The sequence below is a fragment of the Niallia sp. XMNu-256 genome, from assembly GCF_036670015.1.
GTDB lineage: Bacteria > Bacillota > Bacilli > Bacillales > Cytobacillaceae > Bacillus_BD.
Genome location: NZ_CP137636.1, coordinates 3,325,342 through 3,342,379 on the forward strand (window position 1 = coordinate 3,325,342; position 17,038 = coordinate 3,342,379).

Sequence of the window (17,038 nt, forward strand, 5' to 3'; positions counted from 1 at the left end):
TTTGCTTATTCAAAATGATCAAATTGTTTTAAGAAACGAAGGTCATTTGTATAGAAATGACGAATATCATCTACTCCGTACTTCAACATTGCAATTCGCTCGACCCCAATACCAAAGGCAAAACCGGAGTATTTTTTAGAGTCAAAACCTGACATTTCTAAGACGCGAGGGTGTACAATTCCACCGCCAAGAATTTCGATCCAACCTGTTTGTTTACAAACATGACAGCCTTCTCCGTGACAAATTTTACAAGATAAATCGACTTCAACGGACGGCTCTGTGAATGGGAAGAAACTTGGACGAAGACGAATTTCACGATCTTGACCAAAGATTTCCTTTACAAATACTTCAAGCGTTCCTTTTAGATCGCTCATTGAAATGTTTTCATCAACCACTAAGCCTTCTATTTGCATAAATTGGTGAGAGTGAGTCGCATCGTCATTGTCACGTCGGTAGACTTTTCCCGGACAAATAATTTTCACTGGACCTTTGCCTTCATGCTTCTCCATCGTTCTTGCTTGAACTGGAGAAGTATGGGTACGAAGCAGGATTTCTTCTGTTATGTAAAAAGAATCTTGCATATCACGAGCTGGATGGCCTTTTGGCAAATTTAACTTTTCAAAATTGTAGTTGTCAGTCTCGACCTCGGGACCTTCTGCAACCGCATAGCCAAGCCCGATAAAGATATCTTCCATTTCTTCAATAATTCGTGTTAATGGATGGTGATTGCCTCGTTTAACAGGTCTTGCCGGTAATGTGACATCAATAAATTCTGATGCTAACTGCTGGTTCACAGCTTCCTCTTCTAAAACTGCTTGTTTTTGTTCAATTTGTGATTGAATGTTTTCGCGAATGACATTCACAAGAGCGCCCATTTTCGGACGTTCTTCTGGAGATAATTTCCCCATTCCACGTAATACTTCTGTGATCGGTCCTTTTTTTCCTAAATAAGCGACACGTACATCATTCAGTTCTTTCAAATTGGTTGAAGCTTCAATCTTTTGCAACGCTTCACTTTGCAATTCTTCTAAACGTTCTAGCATGAAACAATTCCTCCTATATTAGTTTTTTATGTTTTGATAAAAAACAAAAAAACCCCGTCCCATACAAAGGGACGAGGTTTATGTATCGCGTTACCACCCTTATTAGCTTCGAATATCAAATTCGCCCTTTTAAATTTACATCCGGATTGTACAAAATCCGTGGCATCCGCCAGAGGCTTTACTTCATTCAGCAAGACATTGAACCTATATTAAATCAGTAGATCCTTTTAGCATCCATCTTCCACTTATAGAAGAAGGAGTCTTTTGCTGAATAGAGTTAATAATCTCCACTCACTTCATTAAAAAATAACGGCTTTATACCGGAGCATTTTTCAGATCAAATAAATGATCCTCCCAATGTCGACTCAAGAGGTGAATTCGCTAGAGGCTTCCATAAAATGCTTTCAGTCACGGCATTTATTCCCTAAATGGTCGCTAGTCCTAGTTACTAGTCTCTATCACAGTCTTTTAATTATCAAATTCTGTATGATTTTAAATTCTGTATTATTATAGTACAAAATGGTTCGGGATTCAAATTCATTTCCGCAAATAATACATTAAAATACCTGCTGCAATCGCTACATTTAAGGATTCACTTTTTCCATAAATTGGTATGTAGAGATTTTTTGTTGTTTTTTCCAAAAGGGCTTTGGAAACTCCTTGCCCTTCATTGCCAACAAGTAGTCCAAATTCATCAGCCGGTTCGACTTCATTGTACGGAAGTCCCCCATCTAAAGCGGTTCCGTAAATAGGAATATTGATTTCATCAATAAAATCCTCAAGTCGTGCTTTTACAATCGGCAAATGAAATAAACTCCCTTGTGTAGAGCGAATCACTTTTGGATTGTATGGGTCTGCACACCCCTCTCCCAAAATTACCGCATCGATTCCTGCAGCATCTGCAGTTCGAATCATTGTTCCAATATTCCCGGGATCTTGTACAGAATCGATTAACAAGAATTTCTTGCCTTCCATTGATGATAAATCCACTTTAGGCTTTTGACATACGGCCATAATTCCTTGTGGCGTTTCTGTATCACTTAATGCGATCATCACTTCATTCGTGACAACCACTACAGGGATGTCTCCATAATTCCAAGTGTGAGGGATATCCGTATTTTCATGTAGAATCAAGTGCTGAATTAGATTCGCTTTTAGTGCTTCTTCAACTAAATGAAAGCCTTCAATTAGAAATAAACCTGATTTGTCTCTTTCCTTTTTCGTATAGAGTTTTTTCCACTCTTTAACCTGTCCATTTTTTACAGAAGTAATATGCTTCAATCAGGGTCTTCCCTTCTTCAAAATCTATCCATTTCCTTATTATATCGTAAGTAACAGGCATAATAAAATCAAATTTAGCAATCCTAAAAATGAATTCAAAATATGATAGGAGTGTCCTTGATGAACTTAAATTTGCGTAATGCTATTATTCACAATGTGACTGGTAATACCCAAGAGCAACTTGAAGATACGATTGTGGATGCAATTGGAACAGGCGAAGAAAAAATGCTGCCTGGACTAGGAGTTTTATTTGAAGTCATTTGGAAGAATTCATCTGAACAAGATAAAAGGGAAATGTTACAAGCTTTAGAAAAGGGTTTAAAGTAAGATGCTTAAAAAGCACTCTCAAATTTGAGAGTGCTTTTCCTTTTTACTCATAAGTAATCCGATCAACCGTTTCACGATCTAACTTTTTAATCACTTCGACAACAAGTTTTACAGCATTTTCAAAGTCATCCCGATGAAGCATTGCTGCATGAGAGTGGATATAACGAGTCGCGATTCCAATTGACAAGGCAGGCACACCTCTTGCTGTTACATGAATAGAACCAGCATCTGTTCCTCCACCTGGCATCGAAGTGTATTGGTATGGAATGTTCAATTCCTCCGCAGTATCAACTACTAAATCGCGTAAGCCTTTATGAGAAACCATTGATGCGTCATAAAGAACGATTTGCGGACCGTCTCCCATTTTACTCATTGCTTCTTTTTCACTGATTCCAGGTGTGTCCCCAGCAATTCCAACATCAACGGCAAAGCCAATGTCTGGATCTACTTTAAATGTAGATGTTTTTGAACCTCTTAAACCTACTTCTTCTTGGACAGCACCAATGCCGTAAACTACGTTTGGATGCTGTATTCCTTGCAACTCTTTTAAGACATTAATTGCAATTCCGCAGCCAATTCGGTTATCCCATGCTTTAGCTAAAAGCATTTTTTCGTTATTCATAACGGTGAATTCAAAGTATGGGACAACCATATCTCCGGGACGAACGCCCCATTCTTCTGCTTCTTCCTTACTTGAAGCTCCAATATCAATGAACATATCTTTAATTTCAAACGGTTTTTTCCTTGCTTCTGGTGATAAAATATGAGGTGGCTTCGACCCGATTACCCCAGTAATCTCACCTTTACGAGTCACAATCGTTACCCGCTGAGCCAGCATCACTTGCCCCCACCAGCCACCAACGGTTTGAAACTTTAAAAATCCTTTTTTATCGATTTGTGTGATCATAAAACCGATTTCATCTAAATGTCCTGTCACAACAATTTTCGGACCCTTTTCATCACCGGATTTTTTTGCAATCAAACTACCTAGATTATCGTATGTAATTTCATCTGCATAAGGAGTTATGTATTTCTTCATGACTTCACGCGGTTCCCTCTCATTCCCTGGGATCCCTTTGGCATCGGTTAATTCTTTAAGCATTGTTAAGGTTTCATCTAATTGCGCCATTTCTTCGACTCCTTTTCTCATTCTATTTTCTATTATACAAAAGGTAGTTGGTAATATACAAAAAATTAGCGAATGAACAGCTTGTTTCACACTTTCCCTCCAAGTGAAACTTTTATTGACGAGATTCGTACTTATAAGAATAACTACGATTGTGAGGTGGTTTCTAATGCTCTGGGTCATACGCTTAATCTTGCTCGTCATCATTTTATTTGCCATCTATCGAATCATTCTGTATTTATCCCATCCTAGACGTAAATTAGAACTTGCCCGTGAACAACAGCGATATTATTTTTACGATGATCCTACGAACGTAAGAAAAAACTTTCTCCTTACTTATAAAGGCGTTTTGTTTGAGGGTGAAAAATATTTAGACCCAATAAAGAAGTCCTTCAATGTTGTCTCAATATCGATGATCCCCCAACAAGTGATCGATTTAAGTAGTTTTATTCAGGATGACTTTCATCTTATTGAACAAAAAATACACGAACAATATCCAAATGCGATTATTGATTGGAAAAGTCCAGTTAAGGAGTTCTTACACTCCCATTATAAAGGAAAAGGCTAACATCTGTAAGTTAGCCTCTTTTTATTTGATTCTCATTAAAGAAATCGGCCCATTTAATGACCGCCATTTTTTCCCTAAATAAATACGTTAGGATGAATAATGAAAATAAAATGATGACAATGAGCTCGGGGGTAAAACCGCTGATAAATTCTCCAAATACAGAGTAAAAAAATGCGAGCGGTAAATTTGTTATAAAACTGTTTTTTAGATAAGCCTGATAGTTTTTATCTTTTTCGATTAGGCAGAAGTTGAGCAGGTGATAATGAATAAAAGGAATTAGCCTTAAAATCGCTGTTTGGGTAACGGTTAGATTTCGATATTCTCCAAACCATTTCCGTTTGAGATTGGATAGTTTATTATGCATTTTTGGAAGCTTCCCAATTAAAAAGTAAAACCCTAAGGAACAGAGCATTAAACCAACTAATGAATACACCGTCCCGAGAACAGCTCCAAAGAGAATCCCACCTGTCATGCAAACAAGGGTTACTGGAATAAATAAAAATTGACGAAAAAAATGAAAGAAAATAAAAGCAATTGGAGCTAATAATCCACCAGCCTCCACCAAAATAAACAAGAGCGAAAGTCCGTCTCCCATTCTTTCACCTACTCTCTGCAATTTCTCGCTGTCTCTAAAGCTTATCAAAAACAATCCCATGTTATGCCTGATTAATAGAAATAGATCAAGAGAACGATGTCAAGGATGGCCAAAATAGGAAGACCGACCTTAAAGATTAAATGTTTCGTTTTATGCCGAAAAAGGTTCATACCAATGGTAGAGCCGATCGCCCCACCTAAAATGGCAACGGTCCATAAAGTTTTTTCGCTAATTCGAAACTCTCGGTTTTTTGCCTTCTGTTTATCAGCTTTCATTACGAAAAAACCGACCAGATTGATGAATAAAAAGTATAGAATGATGTATTCAAACATTCTTACACCTCCTGTCTGTTTTTATAAAATTGAGATGCTTTCTTTGATAGAGAATAAGACGGCAAATAAGGAAATGAGCCGGAATGAGCTGGGATTGCACTAAAATTAAGGTTAATTGCACCAGTAATAGCTGGGATTTCACCTAATAACATTTCATCCCAAATAAAAAGCCATCCTCAATGAGAGAATGGCGTAGTTAACATTATTTGCTTAAGTTTGTTTTTGCAACAGATGCTAATTCAGCAAATGCTTTTTCGTCGCTAACTGCAAGGTCAGCTAGCATTTTACGGTTTACTTCAATACCGGCAAGCTTTAATCCGTGCATTAAGTTGCTGTATGAAAGACCGTTCATACGTGCTGCTGCATTAATACGTGTAATCCATAGTTTACGGAAATCACGTTTTTTCTGACGACGATCTCTGTAAGCATATTGTAATGATTTCATTACCTGTTGATTTGCAACTTTATATAATGTATGTTTTGAACCGAAATAACCTTTAGCTAATTTAAGAACTTTTTTACGACGTCTGCGCGTAACTGTACCGCCTTTAACACGTGGCATATGGTTTCCCTCCTATAAATCAATCAAATTTGCTTGTGCCTAAGAGTAACACGTTCCATTAGGCTTCTAAAAAAATAGTTTTGCTTACCTTCAGCAAGTACGAACACTCAAAAAAATTGAAATTGTATCTACATTCACTCACTACATAGAAAGAGAAGCAGAATTTTGCTGAATTAAAGGTAAGTTTACTTAAATGTTATCTAATAAATGACGAATACGTTTGTAGTCCCCGCTAGAAACTAGAGCACCTTTACGAAGTTTACGTTTTTGCTTTGTTGATTTATTAGCAAATAAGTGACTTGTATAAGCTTGACCACGTTTTAATTTACCAGTTCCAGTTTTTTTGAAACGCTTTGCAGCGCCCCGGTGAGTTTTCATTTTTGGCATTTGGTAGTCCTCCTCTTACTTTTCAGATTTTGGTGCTAACACCATAAACATACTTCGGCCTTCCATTTTCGGATACGCCTCAACTGTTGCAATCTCTTTTGTTGCTTCAGCGAAACGATCTAAAACACGTTGACCAATTTCTTTATGCGTGATGGCCCGTCCTTTAAAGCGAATCGATGCCTTCACTTTGTCACCTTTTTCAAGGAATTTTATCGCATTTCGAAGTTTTGTATTAAAGTCATGCTCATCAATCGACGGGCTTAAACGAACTTCTTTTGTAGTAATAACCTTTTGGTTTTTACGAGCCTCTTTATCCTTCTTCTGCTGTTCAAACTTAAACTTTCCGTAGTCCATAATTCGACCTACAGGGGGTTTAGCGTTTGGAGCAACAAGAACAAGATCAAGATTTGCTCGAGCGGCTATTTCAAGAGCTTCATTTTTTGACTTAATTCCTAACTGTTCACCGTTTTGATCAATTAAACGTACTTCGCGGGCACGAATCCCTTCATTTAACAACACATCTTTGCTAATAGCAAAACACCTCCAAATATTATCCATAGATCCGAATACAAAAATTTAGGTCAGAGAATCACCTGTCACTGTTTTCAGGTATGATGAACCACAAAAAAGTGTGAGTGAATACACCCACACTTTACGAAACATTTCAAAAGTAAAAGTTTTCGTTAACCTGTCAACAGCCATTCTTGCGTCAATCAGGTGAGAAGCGGGTGCTTCTTCTTATCCTAAAAAAAGTATTCTATTTTCAACTGTTTAACTATATCACAATTCATGTTGTTATGTCAAAGTAGTGATGTTCTTTTATCGCAACGAATAAAATCATACCAAATATTTTTTATTCATGCAACACTTTTTTGAAAATTACTTTTTAACCTCATCCTTTAAGGCCTCAACAAATTGAGAAAATGGAACGGATTCTGATTTTTGCTCGCCATATTTACGGACATTAACGGATTCGGTAGATACTTCTTGGTCCCCAACAACTAGCATATAAGGGATTTTTTGCATTTGCGCTTCACGTATTTTGTAGCCAATTTTTTCATTACGGCCATCTAATTCAACACGGAATCCTTGTGCTTTCAGCTGTTCTTGAACTTTTTTTGCATAATCAAAATGAACATCTGGAGATACAGGGATAACTTGAACTTGTACAGGTGCAAGCCATGCTGGGAAAGCCCCTTTGTATTCTTCGATTAAGAACGCAACAAAGCGCTCCATTGTTGAAACAACGCCACGGTGAATGACGACTGGACGATGTGGCTTGCCATCTTCACCTACATATGTCAAATCAAAACGTTCAGGCAGTAAGAAGTCTAATTGAACCGTTGAAAGAGTTTCCTCTTTGCCTAGTGCTGTTTTTACTTGAACATCAAGCTTAGGACCGTAGAATGCCGCTTCTCCTTCTGCCTCATAGTATTCTACACCCATTTCATCAATAACTTCTTTGAGCATCCCTTGTGCTTTTTCCCACATTTCATCATCATCGTAATATTTCTCCGTGTTTTCTGGATCACGGTAGGATAAACGGAAGGAATAATTTTTAAAATTAAAATCCTTATAAACCTCCAATATTAATTCGACTACACGCTTAAATTCTTCCTTAATTTGATCCGGACGAACAAAGACATGAGCATCGTTTAAGGTCATTCCGCGAACACGTTGTAATCCGGAAAGGGCTCCAGACATTTCATAACGGTGCATGGTTCCAAGTTCAGCAATTCGAATTGGCAATTCGCGGTAACTATGAATTCCGTTTTTATAGATCATCATATGGTGCGGACAGTTCATTGGACGAAGAACCAATTGTTCATTATCCATTTCCATCACTGGAAACATGTCTTCATGGTAATGATCCCAGTGTCCAGAAGTTTTGTACAACTCAACATTTGCCATAATTGGTGTATAAACGTGGTCATATCCCAATTTGACCTCTTTATCGACAATATATCGCTCAATAATACGGCGAATGGTCGCACCTTTTGGCATCCATAATGGCAAACCTTGTCCAACTTGTTGGGAATGAGTAAATAGATTTAATTCTTTTCCAATTTTACGGTGATCACGTTCTTTTGCTTCTTCAAGAAGACGTAAATGCTCGTCTAAATCTTCTTTTTTGAAAAAGGCCGTTCCATAAATACGTTGCAACATTTTATTGTCGCTGTTTCCACGCCAGTAAGCACCGGCAATGCTAAGAAGCTTGATCTCACGGAGCTTTCCTGTTGATGGTACATGAACACCACGGCATAAATCAAAGAATTCACCTTGTTCATAAAGCGTTACCGTTTCATTTTCAGGAATCGCTTCAATGAGCTCAAGTTTATACTCATCATCTATTTCTTTGTAAATTTGAATGGCTTCTTCACGACTTACTTCTTTACGAACAATCGGTAAATTTTCGTTAATAATTTTTTTCATTTCTTTTTCAATTAACGGTAAATCCTCTGGTGTTAGTGATTGTGGCATATCGATATCATAATAGAATCCACCTTCAATAACAGGACCAACACCTAATTTTACATCTTTGTATAAGCGTTTAACGGCTTGGGCCATTAAATGGGCAGAACTATGACGCAAAATTTCCAAAGCATCTGGTTGATCTTGCGTAATAATTTCAATCGATCCATCTTCTTCGATTGGTCTTCTTAAATCATACATTTCTCCATTAAATTTTCCAGCAATCGCCTTCTTTTTTAAGCCAGAACTAATCGAACCAGCAATCTCTTCTGTCGTTGTTCCTTTTGAAAACTCCTTTATGGCTCCATCAGGAAAAGAAATTTTTACAACTTCTGACATGTTCATTCCTCCATTATTTATTTTTCATACTGAGTTAAGAGTTTAACTCGTAGGTATTTTTGGTTTTTGGACAAAATAAAAAGCCCATCCCGAAAAAGGGACGAGCTATTACACACGTGGTTCCACCCTACTTTATATTTTTACAATATGTATGTAAAAATAACTTTGTAGAAAGATAACGGTCTTAGGCCGTCTTCCGATAATTTAACGAGTCTAGTCGTTATTTCCCGGTTGAAGTTCAGAGGTGGTAAGTAATCCAATCGTGTTAGGAAGGTTCCAGCCTTGCCTTCCCTCTCTATAAACCGTAAATAGAATACCCTTGTCCTCATCATTACTTTACTATCAAATTGCTTATGTACGTTATTATAGTAATTTATGATTTAGAAATCAAGGTGTATTATATTTTTTATTATTCAACGAATGTTTTATTTCCTCGAAGGTACATGTATTTTCAACCCTCAATCTTTCTTCGAAAATATTACGGACTGTTCGAATGATCGGCTGATCGTGGTCAGAACTATACAGAAATATCTTTTTCGGTGCAATGGATAGCAAGGGTGCAATGGTATTAGAATCAATATAAATCGGGTGATTAATCAGCAATTTTCGATCGACCATTTTGGCTAATTCGGATCGTCTTATTTCCATAAAATCTTCATCAAAAAAGGTGATTTTCTCATCCTCAAATAATAAATGGAGCCTTTCCATTTTTGGCTCACGACCAATAAGGAAATCCCTAAGCATCTGGATAAACATCTGATATTCTTGTTCCATTCGATATTCATCCAACGATAAATCTACATATTTACGAAGCTCATTTAATAATGTACGCAACCTGAAAGTCATGAATGAATCAAACGAGAAAATCTTATGTTCTTGCAACCATTGACCCATTTGGTCCATGATATAATCCTTTATACCAAATTTTGGTAAAAAAACTGCTAATTCCTCATTTTTTCCTTCTAGAACAGAATGAATGATATCAATAATCTGCTGCTGTTCCACTTCATCACGGTAATGATAATTCGTTGATAAAATTTCTTTAAACCAATCATTTAACTTTATCTTCAAGATGTATTGGCAAATCGATTCTTGGACCCACTTTATGAATCTTTCTTTTTCATCATGAACCATACATTCAATACGAACAGCATAAGTATCTTCTTTTTGAATCATATATGATGGACTAGACTCCATGTCTAGTAATTGATTTAAAAAAGTATATAACCTTTTGGCATCATATTTATGCTGGAATTGGATTTCAATCAACCAAATCCCCCCTTACAATTCTCTAGTAATATATATGGGGGACCTTGCCAAATTAGAAGTAAGTCATAAAAAAAAGAATCATAATTGTTCATATTAGTACCAGCCTATAATAAAACTTAATTACACTTACCATAAAAAAGACCGACTGCACAAAGTCAGCCGGCTAATTTCTTCGATTTCTTCCATTTACATACACAGGTTCTGCTAAATATTTGATGCGCTCCATAATCCGTCGCGCTTTTAACTTTTCTTCCTCTCCGCGTTGACTATATGTTAAATGGTGCTCAAGACCATCAAAGTCCATATTGGAGGTAAATAGAGTCGGTAAATTATCAAGCATCCGATATTGCAAAATCGGACCTAGGATTTCATCTCTTACCCAACTAGACATCGTTTCTGCCCCAATATCATCCAGCATTAATATCGGCTCTTTCTTGATCGCCTCTAATTTTTCATTTAAGGTGGAATCTCCAATTGAACTTTTTAATTCGCGAAAAAGTTCAGGTACATACACAATCATCGAGCGAATATTCTTTTGTGCTAACTCATTTGCAATGGCTCCTAATAAATAAGATTTACCTACCCCAAACTGCCCATAAAGGTATAACCCTTTTGTCGTCTGGTTTTCACTATATCGCAACACAAATCCAAGTGCCTTTCCGATTGCATCTGTTCGTTCTTTATCCGTATCCATATCATCAAAAGACGCTTTTAAAATATCTTTTGGTACATATAAACTTTGAATTAACTTTTCATTTTTTCGCTTCTCGTCATCCATAATTTTACGTGGACATTTATCATAATGTACTTCAAGCGAACCTCGTGAAACCACTAATTGAGGATGGTATCCTTTCATGATGTTAATACATCCTTCTAAAGAGTCACATTTATTGCATTCTTTGCTTTGGTTGGAATACTCATAAAGCTTGGAGAGATTCTTTTCAATTACTTCCGGACCCAATTCTTCTTCATTTTCCGTTAGAAAGGCTTTTATCTCTGGGTCATTTAAAATTCCGTTTCTCATTTGCTGAAATCTTTTTTGAAAGTTTTCATTTCCTGCTAACCGCTTTAATGTGTCATTAATTCTTTCCAACCCATTCACCTCCTATGATCGAATTTTTTTCAACATTGCTTCGATTTCCTGCTTCTTAAGCTCTTGATCCCCATTGTCCTTAGGTTGATTTTTCGTTTTCGCACTTTCAGATTTCTCACCATTGTTATCAAACCACTCTGGCAATCGTTCCGTTCGAATCGGCTTTTTTCTAGAATTACCTTGTTTTGGTTTATTCTTTCCTTCCGCCCATTCTAAATATTGTCGATGTTCTTGTTTCGCAAGATCCATCGCTTCAATCACGGTTTTAATATTTTTTCTCGCCCAGTGGCCGGCAATTTTTTCTACATAGTTCTTTGTAAGTTTCATATCTGTTTTTCGCAAAACATTATCTATTAACACATTTACTACACCAGGATTTAATTGCTGGCTAAACATGACATCTTCAATAATTTTAATGTCTGCCTTTGAGGGCTCTGCCCCACCGCCAATGTCTTTTAAGTATTGCATAGGCGATGTCGTCTCAAAATAATGAATTAACTTCTCCTCTTGCGTTTCAGGCTGCTTATTAACTGTTTGATAAATAACAGGCTGTGTTTTTTCAACAAGGGACGGAAGTTGATCATAGTGTTGGTATTGATACCAATCACGAGCTGACTTTCGTAACTCTTCAATATCAATTTCATTATTTTCCGTCATGGCACTAAGAACGATATTCTTCATTTGCAAAGCATCGATTCCGTACAAAAAGGCTAGACTGCTAATAGCGTCCATAACCTTTTTATTAAAAGCTTCTTTTGAAACTAAATTTTCATTCAGCCCAGCAAAAAGCAATTCAAAGTTAAATTCATTAGGCACTACTTTAATTTCCGTTCCTTGTCGGTGACCAATAAACTGCTCACCTTCTGAAGCATCAAGCTCTTGTTTCGTATCATCATCATAAGATAGGAGGTTTCCATGGCCAGATGTGAAAACATCTTGAAATGCTCTTGTTACATCCTCGAATTCTGAAGGATTTATTGCTTTATCACTAAAAAATCGCTTGACTCTGGCAAATTGCGCTCGACCAATTTTTCGATATAAATAAATATTAAGCATCCCATCTGATAAGAACTGTTCAGCTGTTAACGGTGGCTGTAGTTCATAAATAAAGAGACGATGTCCCTCTCCTTGTTTAACAAAGGTCTTTAGTAGTCCGATTGCTTCTAGTTTTAAGCGCTTATCGTAGATCTCTTTTAAGTTCATATCCATGAAATTCATTAAGCTATGATGGGAATGGGAATCAGACCAGAGTCGGTTTTCCTCTAACTCTGCCCAAAGGGTCATATACAAACTTAAACACCCTGCACCAATTAAAGGCTGATACAAAAAGGTAAGGATTTTTCGATCATAATCATGGATAAGTCCATTGGCAGTGGCGACATAATGATCAATGGGTAATAGTTCTCGCCAATGTTGTGTCATGACATTTTCAACCCTTTCTATTGAACCATCATCATTCACCTGAAAAAAGAGCCAAAGAAAAATACTCTCTAGCTCTAATCATTGTTCCTTTTTTATTAAATCTTTCAACTCGTCAATAAAAACATTAATATCCTTAAACTGGCGGTAGACCGATGCAAAACGAACATAGGCGACCTCATCAAGATTGGCAAGTCTGTCCATGACCATTTCACCGATGTCTTCACTTTTAATTTCTGAAATTCCTTGACTTCGAATTTCCTTCTCAATGCTCGCTGTAATATCTTCTAATTCTTTTAAGGCAACAGGCCTTTTTTCACAAGCCCTTAATAAACCTCGTAACATTTTTTCACGACTAAATTCTTCTCTTGTACCTTCTTTTTTCACGACAACGAGAGGTGATTCCTCGACCTTTTCGAAGGTCGTAAACCGATAACTACATTCTTCGCATTCTCTTCTTCGACGAATAGAACGGCCTTCGTCAACCGGACGAGAATCAACTACACGAGAATGATTATGTTGGCATGAAGGACATCTCATAACGATCAGCTCCGACTTTAGTTTCCTATCTTCTATCTTATTAAAAAGATTGGGTCAGTACAAGTTATTATTAAATTATTTTCACATACCTTTAATGTTGTAAAGGAGACAAAGGAAAAGAGGCTACCAAATACTGGTAACCTCTTAAGTATAAAGTAATAGATTCAATGGCAAATTTAAGCTTTCACAATTGATTTTTGCATTTCTTGTACAACATATTTTGTTAAATCAACAACGCGGCAAGAATAGCCCCATTCATTGTCATACCAAGCTAGTACTTTTACTTTGTTTGAACCAATTACCATTGTAGTTAAACTATCGATAATTGCAGAATGTTCATTTGTCGTAAAGTCTATAGATACTAATGGTTCGTCAGTAATGTCTAAAATTCCTTTTAACTCACCTTGTGAAGCTTGTGCAAAAGCTTCGTTAACTTCGTCAATGGTCACATCACGTTTTAAATCTACTACTAAATCAACAAGTGATACATTTGGTGTTGGTACACGCAATGACATTCCGTGCAGTTTTCCTTCTAATTGTGGCAGCACTAATGATAGTGCCTTTGCTGCACCTGTAGAAGTTGGAATGATTGATTGACCACATGCACGTGCTCTTCTTAAGTCTTTATGTGGATTGTCAATATTTTTTTGATCATTTGTATAAGCATGAACCGTTGTCATTAGACCATTTTCAATTCCAAACTTTTCTTCAAGAACTTTTGCGACAGGAGCTAAGCAATTGGTTGTACAAGAAGCGTTTGAAATGACATCATGTTGTTCAACATTTAATACGCTTTCATTTACACCCATTACAATCGTTACATCTTCGTTTTTCCCTGGAGCAGTTAAAATAACTTTCTTAGCTCCTGCATTTAGATGTAAAGCTGCCTTTTCGCGAGAATTAAATTTCCCTGTTGCTTCGATGACAATATCAACGCCAAGCTCTTTCCAAGGTAACTCCTCTGGATTACGGTTGCTTAATAATTTTACTCTTTTGCCGTTTACAACCATAGCATTCTCTTCAGCGGTAACTTCACCATTGAATTGACCATGAATGGAATCATATTTAATAAGGTGTGCAAGTGTTGATGCAGGATAACTTGCATTCACCGCTACTATTTCAAGACTATCATCAAGAATTGCTTTTCTAAATACCATCCGTCCAATTCTTCCAAATCCGTTAATTGCAATTTTCGCCTTCATTAATCCGGCCCCTTTCCAAACTATATGTTATACTTTTTGTGAATCACATGGCAATAGTATAACACATTTAATGAGTAATGTAAGATGTCAATTGCACAAATTTATAACTTTTTTATAATTTTATTACCTTAGTAATTTTAATAATGTTGTTTAATAGATATACAAAGAAGAAGTGCTCATCACACTTCTTTTACAAATCCGAATTGATTTAAAATCATCATTAATTGTTCCTCTGTTTGTGGGATATCTCCATTATTATCAATAATAAAGTCAGAGCGCTGCTTCTTATCTTTTAACGGCATTTGTGATCGAATTCTAGCAAGTGCCTCTGATTCCGAATATTGATTTCGTTTCATTAATCGCTCGAGTTGAACATCTTCATCTACATAGACGAGAATGATTTTATCTACTAAACCTGTTAATTCACTTTCAAATAGAAGAGGGATATCGAGGACGACCAGCATTTCTCCATGGTTTATTGCTGTCTCTTTTTTCTCAAGCATCCTTTTCCTTACCGCTGGATGGACAATCCTATTTAGGACGTTCCTCTCTCCCTCGTTATTAAAAATAATTTCTCCGAGTTTCTTCCTGTTAATTGAGCCATCATCAAGGAGGATTTCATTTCCAAAGTGTTGCACAATTTGATTGTAGGCATCTTCTCCAGGCTCTACTACCTGTCTAGCCTCAATATCTGCATCAATAACGGTAATTCCTAATGATTTTAGCATATTTGAAACGGTACTTTTACCACTGGCAATCCCACCTGTTAATCCTACGATCATTGACATCTCTTTTTCCTTCCTGCTTCTAAAATTTCCAAACTCCGATAATGATTAGTACAATCCCAGGCAAAAAAGATAGCTTTTGTAACCAAGATTTTGCAGATAATACTGCCCCTAATTTCATTCCTGCGAATACAAGTCCTGTACTAAGGAGTGAAACTGCTAGACTTAAGTATAAAGGTGAAAATCCAAGCATGGCAGCCCCAATTCCAGCACCGAAGGAATCCAGGGAAAGTGCTAGACCTAACATGAAAGCTTCAACACCTGTGATTGTTCCAGACTTATCAAAGTCTGCTACCATCGGTTTCTTTAAGATATTGATCACAATTCCAAGCGATTTAATTTCAAAATTAAGGATAACCTTTTCATGAGGCATAACCTCTTGCTCTTTCTCTGACCGAAAAAATTGGTAAATGACCCAGCCACCTAGACCAATGAGGATGATTCCCCCCACCTTTTCGGCAAATTCAGGGGATATTAATTGTTGTAGCAAATGCCCTAGTAACATGGCTGTGATTAACGTGACGGCCGTACAGCATGCAATAATCACAATTGACTTTATCGGGATACGCATTTTCCTTAGTCCGTAAGTAAATCCTACGCTGAAGCTGTCTAAGCTGACAGCCAATGCTAATAAGAGTAGTGAGAATAAATGTCCCATGAACCTGTGCTCCTTCCTCATTACAACTACAATAGTTTATGAAGAAGGCACTTCCGATGTTAATCCTATCGAATTCATCCATAAGTGTATAATTATATTTTTTGACAGGCAGGGCAATAAACGGTCCCACGTCCACCAACTACCGTTCTAATTAACGGTGTTTGGCAAAGCTTGCAATCTTCCCCTTTACGTCCATACACATAATGCTCTAATTGAAACATTCCCATCTCCCCTTGGGAGTTCACATACGTTCTTACCGTACTTCCGCCCTTATCGACTGCTTCAGTGAGAGTTTCAATAATTTTTTCGTATAGAACATGAATTTCCTCTGATGTCAGAGATTGGGAGGATCTTTCCGGATGTATTCGAGCTTTGAACAAAGCTTCATCAACATAAATATTTCCTAATCCGACCACTACTGTTTGATCAAGCAGAGTAGATTTAATATTTCTTGTTGTTTTTGCCAACTTTTGTGCAAACTCAACTTTATCAAAGGTTTCATCTAACGGTTCTGGGCCAAGTTGTGAAAGGGGAAGTGAGGTAAACTCGTCCCCTTTCTTAAAAAGATGCATTGTTCCAAATTTACGAACGTCCTTGTAGCGCAATTCTGTCCCGTCTGTAAAGTGGAAAATAACATGTGTATGCTTTTCCACAGGGTCTTCCCCTTGATAAAGGGTATAACGTCCTTCCATTCGTAAATGGGAAACAAGGGCATAAGTTTCTGTATAAAAAACAAGAAACTTTCCTCTTCGGTTAATATCAATAATACTCTGTCCTACCAATGCATCTATGAACTGCTCCATTACTTCTGGCTTTTTGATCATTTTCGGCCAGAATACAGATACCGATTGGATTTTTTTATTTAAGACTAATCTCTTTAATGTTCGTCGAATCGTTTCAACTTCTGGAAGCTCTGGCAATCATAAAACCTTCTTTCAAATAACCTTAAAAGTCCAAACTAAGCTTCATTCGGACAGGAGAGAGAACTTTTATGCCTCCCTGTCCGAAATTGGGCCCTGCGGACTGGATCGCGCTCATTT

19 protein-coding genes and 2 other annotated features are annotated in these 17,038 nt (G+C 37.0%); of the genes, 2 read left to right on the top strand and 17 right to left on the bottom strand.

Annotated elements, in window-relative coordinates:
- Positions 1-5 precede the first annotated feature (5 nt).
- A complete protein-coding gene (gene pheS, locus R4Z10_RS16875; RefSeq protein ID WP_338470455.1) occupies positions 6-1,043 on the bottom strand; it encodes a phenylalanine--tRNA ligase subunit alpha in 1,038 nt (345 codons plus the stop codon).
- A gap of 537 nt (positions 1,044-1,580) precedes the next feature.
- On the bottom strand, positions 1,581-2,324 hold the full coding sequence (locus R4Z10_RS16880) for an RNA methyltransferase (RefSeq protein WP_338470456.1): 744 nt from the start codon (positions 2,322-2,324) through the stop codon (positions 1,581-1,583).
- 120 nt (positions 2,325-2,444) lie between these two features.
- Between R4Z10_RS16880 and sspI the strand changes: the two genes are divergently transcribed.
- Positions 2,445-2,651 (top strand): small acid-soluble spore protein SspI, encoded by a 207-nt coding sequence (gene sspI, locus R4Z10_RS16885; RefSeq protein WP_338470457.1) that lies wholly within the window; start codon positions 2,445-2,447, stop codon positions 2,649-2,651.
- Between the two features lie 43 nt (positions 2,652-2,694).
- Here the strand turns inward: sspI and R4Z10_RS16890 are convergent, their stop codons facing one another.
- On the bottom strand, positions 2,695-3,780 hold the full coding sequence (locus tag R4Z10_RS16890; protein WP_338470458.1) for a M42 family metallopeptidase: 1,086 nt from the start codon (positions 3,778-3,780) through the stop codon (positions 2,695-2,697).
- Positions 3,781-3,946: 166 nt separating this feature from the next.
- Between R4Z10_RS16890 and R4Z10_RS16895 the strand changes: the two genes are divergently transcribed.
- Entirely contained in the window at positions 3,947-4,345 is a 399-nt protein-coding gene (locus tag R4Z10_RS16895) for a sigma-w pathway protein ysdB (protein WP_338470459.1), read from the top strand.
- Between the two features lie 10 nt (positions 4,346-4,355).
- Here R4Z10_RS16895 and R4Z10_RS16900 read toward each other — a convergent pair whose 3' ends face one another.
- The 14 genes from R4Z10_RS16900 to mutM all read right to left on the bottom strand — a co-directional run bounded on the left by R4Z10_RS16900 (position 4,356) and on the right by mutM (position 16,918).
- Positions 4,356-4,961 carry a VTT domain-containing protein gene (locus tag R4Z10_RS16900; RefSeq protein ID WP_338470460.1) on the bottom strand — a complete coding sequence of 202 codons (606 nt, stop codon included), beginning with the start codon at positions 4,959-4,961 and terminating at the stop codon, positions 4,356-4,358.
- Between the two features lie 50 nt (positions 4,962-5,011).
- Positions 5,012-5,272 (bottom strand): DUF1294 domain-containing protein, encoded by a 261-nt coding sequence (locus R4Z10_RS16905; RefSeq protein WP_338470461.1) that lies wholly within the window; start codon positions 5,270-5,272, stop codon positions 5,012-5,014.
- Positions 5,273-5,474: 202 nt separating this feature from the next.
- Entirely contained in the window at positions 5,475-5,834 is a 360-nt protein-coding gene (gene rplT / locus R4Z10_RS16910; RefSeq protein ID WP_338470462.1) for a 50S ribosomal protein L20, read from the bottom strand.
- A 189-nt stretch (positions 5,835-6,023) separates the two neighbouring features.
- Positions 6,024-6,221, bottom strand: coding sequence for a 50S ribosomal protein L35 (gene rpmI / locus R4Z10_RS16915; RefSeq protein WP_338470463.1), 198 nt, complete (start codon positions 6,219-6,221; stop codon positions 6,024-6,026).
- A gap of 15 nt (positions 6,222-6,236) precedes the next feature.
- Entirely contained in the window at positions 6,237-6,779 is a 543-nt protein-coding gene (gene infC / locus R4Z10_RS16920) for a translation initiation factor IF-3 (RefSeq protein ID WP_338470464.1), read from the bottom strand.
- A 59-nt stretch (positions 6,780-6,838) separates the two neighbouring features.
- Positions 6,839-6,967, bottom strand: a sequence feature (ribosomal protein L20 leader region).
- 133 nt (positions 6,968-7,100) lie between these two features.
- Positions 7,101-9,032: a threonine--tRNA ligase gene (thrS, locus tag R4Z10_RS16925; RefSeq protein WP_338470465.1), complete on the bottom strand. Its 1,932-nt coding sequence runs from the start codon at positions 9,030-9,032 to the stop codon at positions 7,101-7,103.
- 93 nt (positions 9,033-9,125) lie between these two features.
- Positions 9,126-9,373 (bottom strand) — a binding site (T-box leader).
- Between the two features lie 46 nt (positions 9,374-9,419).
- The gene (locus R4Z10_RS16930) at positions 9,420-10,301 is read right to left on the bottom strand and encodes a putative sporulation protein YtxC (RefSeq protein WP_338470466.1); all 882 of its coding nucleotides are present in this window, start codon (positions 10,299-10,301) and stop codon (positions 9,420-9,422) included.
- A 163-nt stretch (positions 10,302-10,464) separates the two neighbouring features.
- Positions 10,465-11,394 carry a primosomal protein DnaI gene (gene dnaI, locus R4Z10_RS16935; RefSeq protein ID WP_338470467.1) on the bottom strand — a complete coding sequence of 310 codons (930 nt, stop codon included), beginning with the start codon at positions 11,392-11,394 and terminating at the stop codon, positions 10,465-10,467.
- Between the two features lie 12 nt (positions 11,395-11,406).
- Entirely contained in the window at positions 11,407-12,816 is a 1,410-nt protein-coding gene (locus R4Z10_RS16940) for a replication initiation and membrane attachment family protein (RefSeq protein ID WP_338473267.1), read from the bottom strand.
- Between the two features lie 78 nt (positions 12,817-12,894).
- On the bottom strand, positions 12,895-13,353 hold the full coding sequence (nrdR, locus tag R4Z10_RS16945) for a transcriptional regulator NrdR (protein WP_338470468.1): 459 nt from the start codon (positions 13,351-13,353) through the stop codon (positions 12,895-12,897).
- A gap of 176 nt (positions 13,354-13,529) precedes the next feature.
- Positions 13,530-14,555 (bottom strand): glyceraldehyde-3-phosphate dehydrogenase, encoded by a 1,026-nt coding sequence (locus tag R4Z10_RS16950; RefSeq protein WP_338470469.1) that lies wholly within the window; start codon positions 14,553-14,555, stop codon positions 13,530-13,532.
- A 179-nt stretch (positions 14,556-14,734) separates the two neighbouring features.
- Entirely contained in the window at positions 14,735-15,343 is a 609-nt protein-coding gene (coaE, locus tag R4Z10_RS16955; RefSeq protein ID WP_338470470.1) for a dephospho-CoA kinase, read from the bottom strand.
- 19 nt (positions 15,344-15,362) lie between these two features.
- Positions 15,363-15,998, bottom strand: a complete 636-nt coding sequence (gene ytaF, locus R4Z10_RS16960) for a sporulation membrane protein YtaF (protein WP_338470471.1) — start codon at positions 15,996-15,998, stop codon at positions 15,363-15,365.
- A gap of 92 nt (positions 15,999-16,090) precedes the next feature.
- The gene (gene mutM / locus R4Z10_RS16965; protein WP_338470472.1) at positions 16,091-16,918 is read right to left on the bottom strand and encodes a DNA-formamidopyrimidine glycosylase; all 828 of its coding nucleotides are present in this window, start codon (positions 16,916-16,918) and stop codon (positions 16,091-16,093) included.
- Positions 16,919-17,038: the final 120 nt, after the last annotated feature.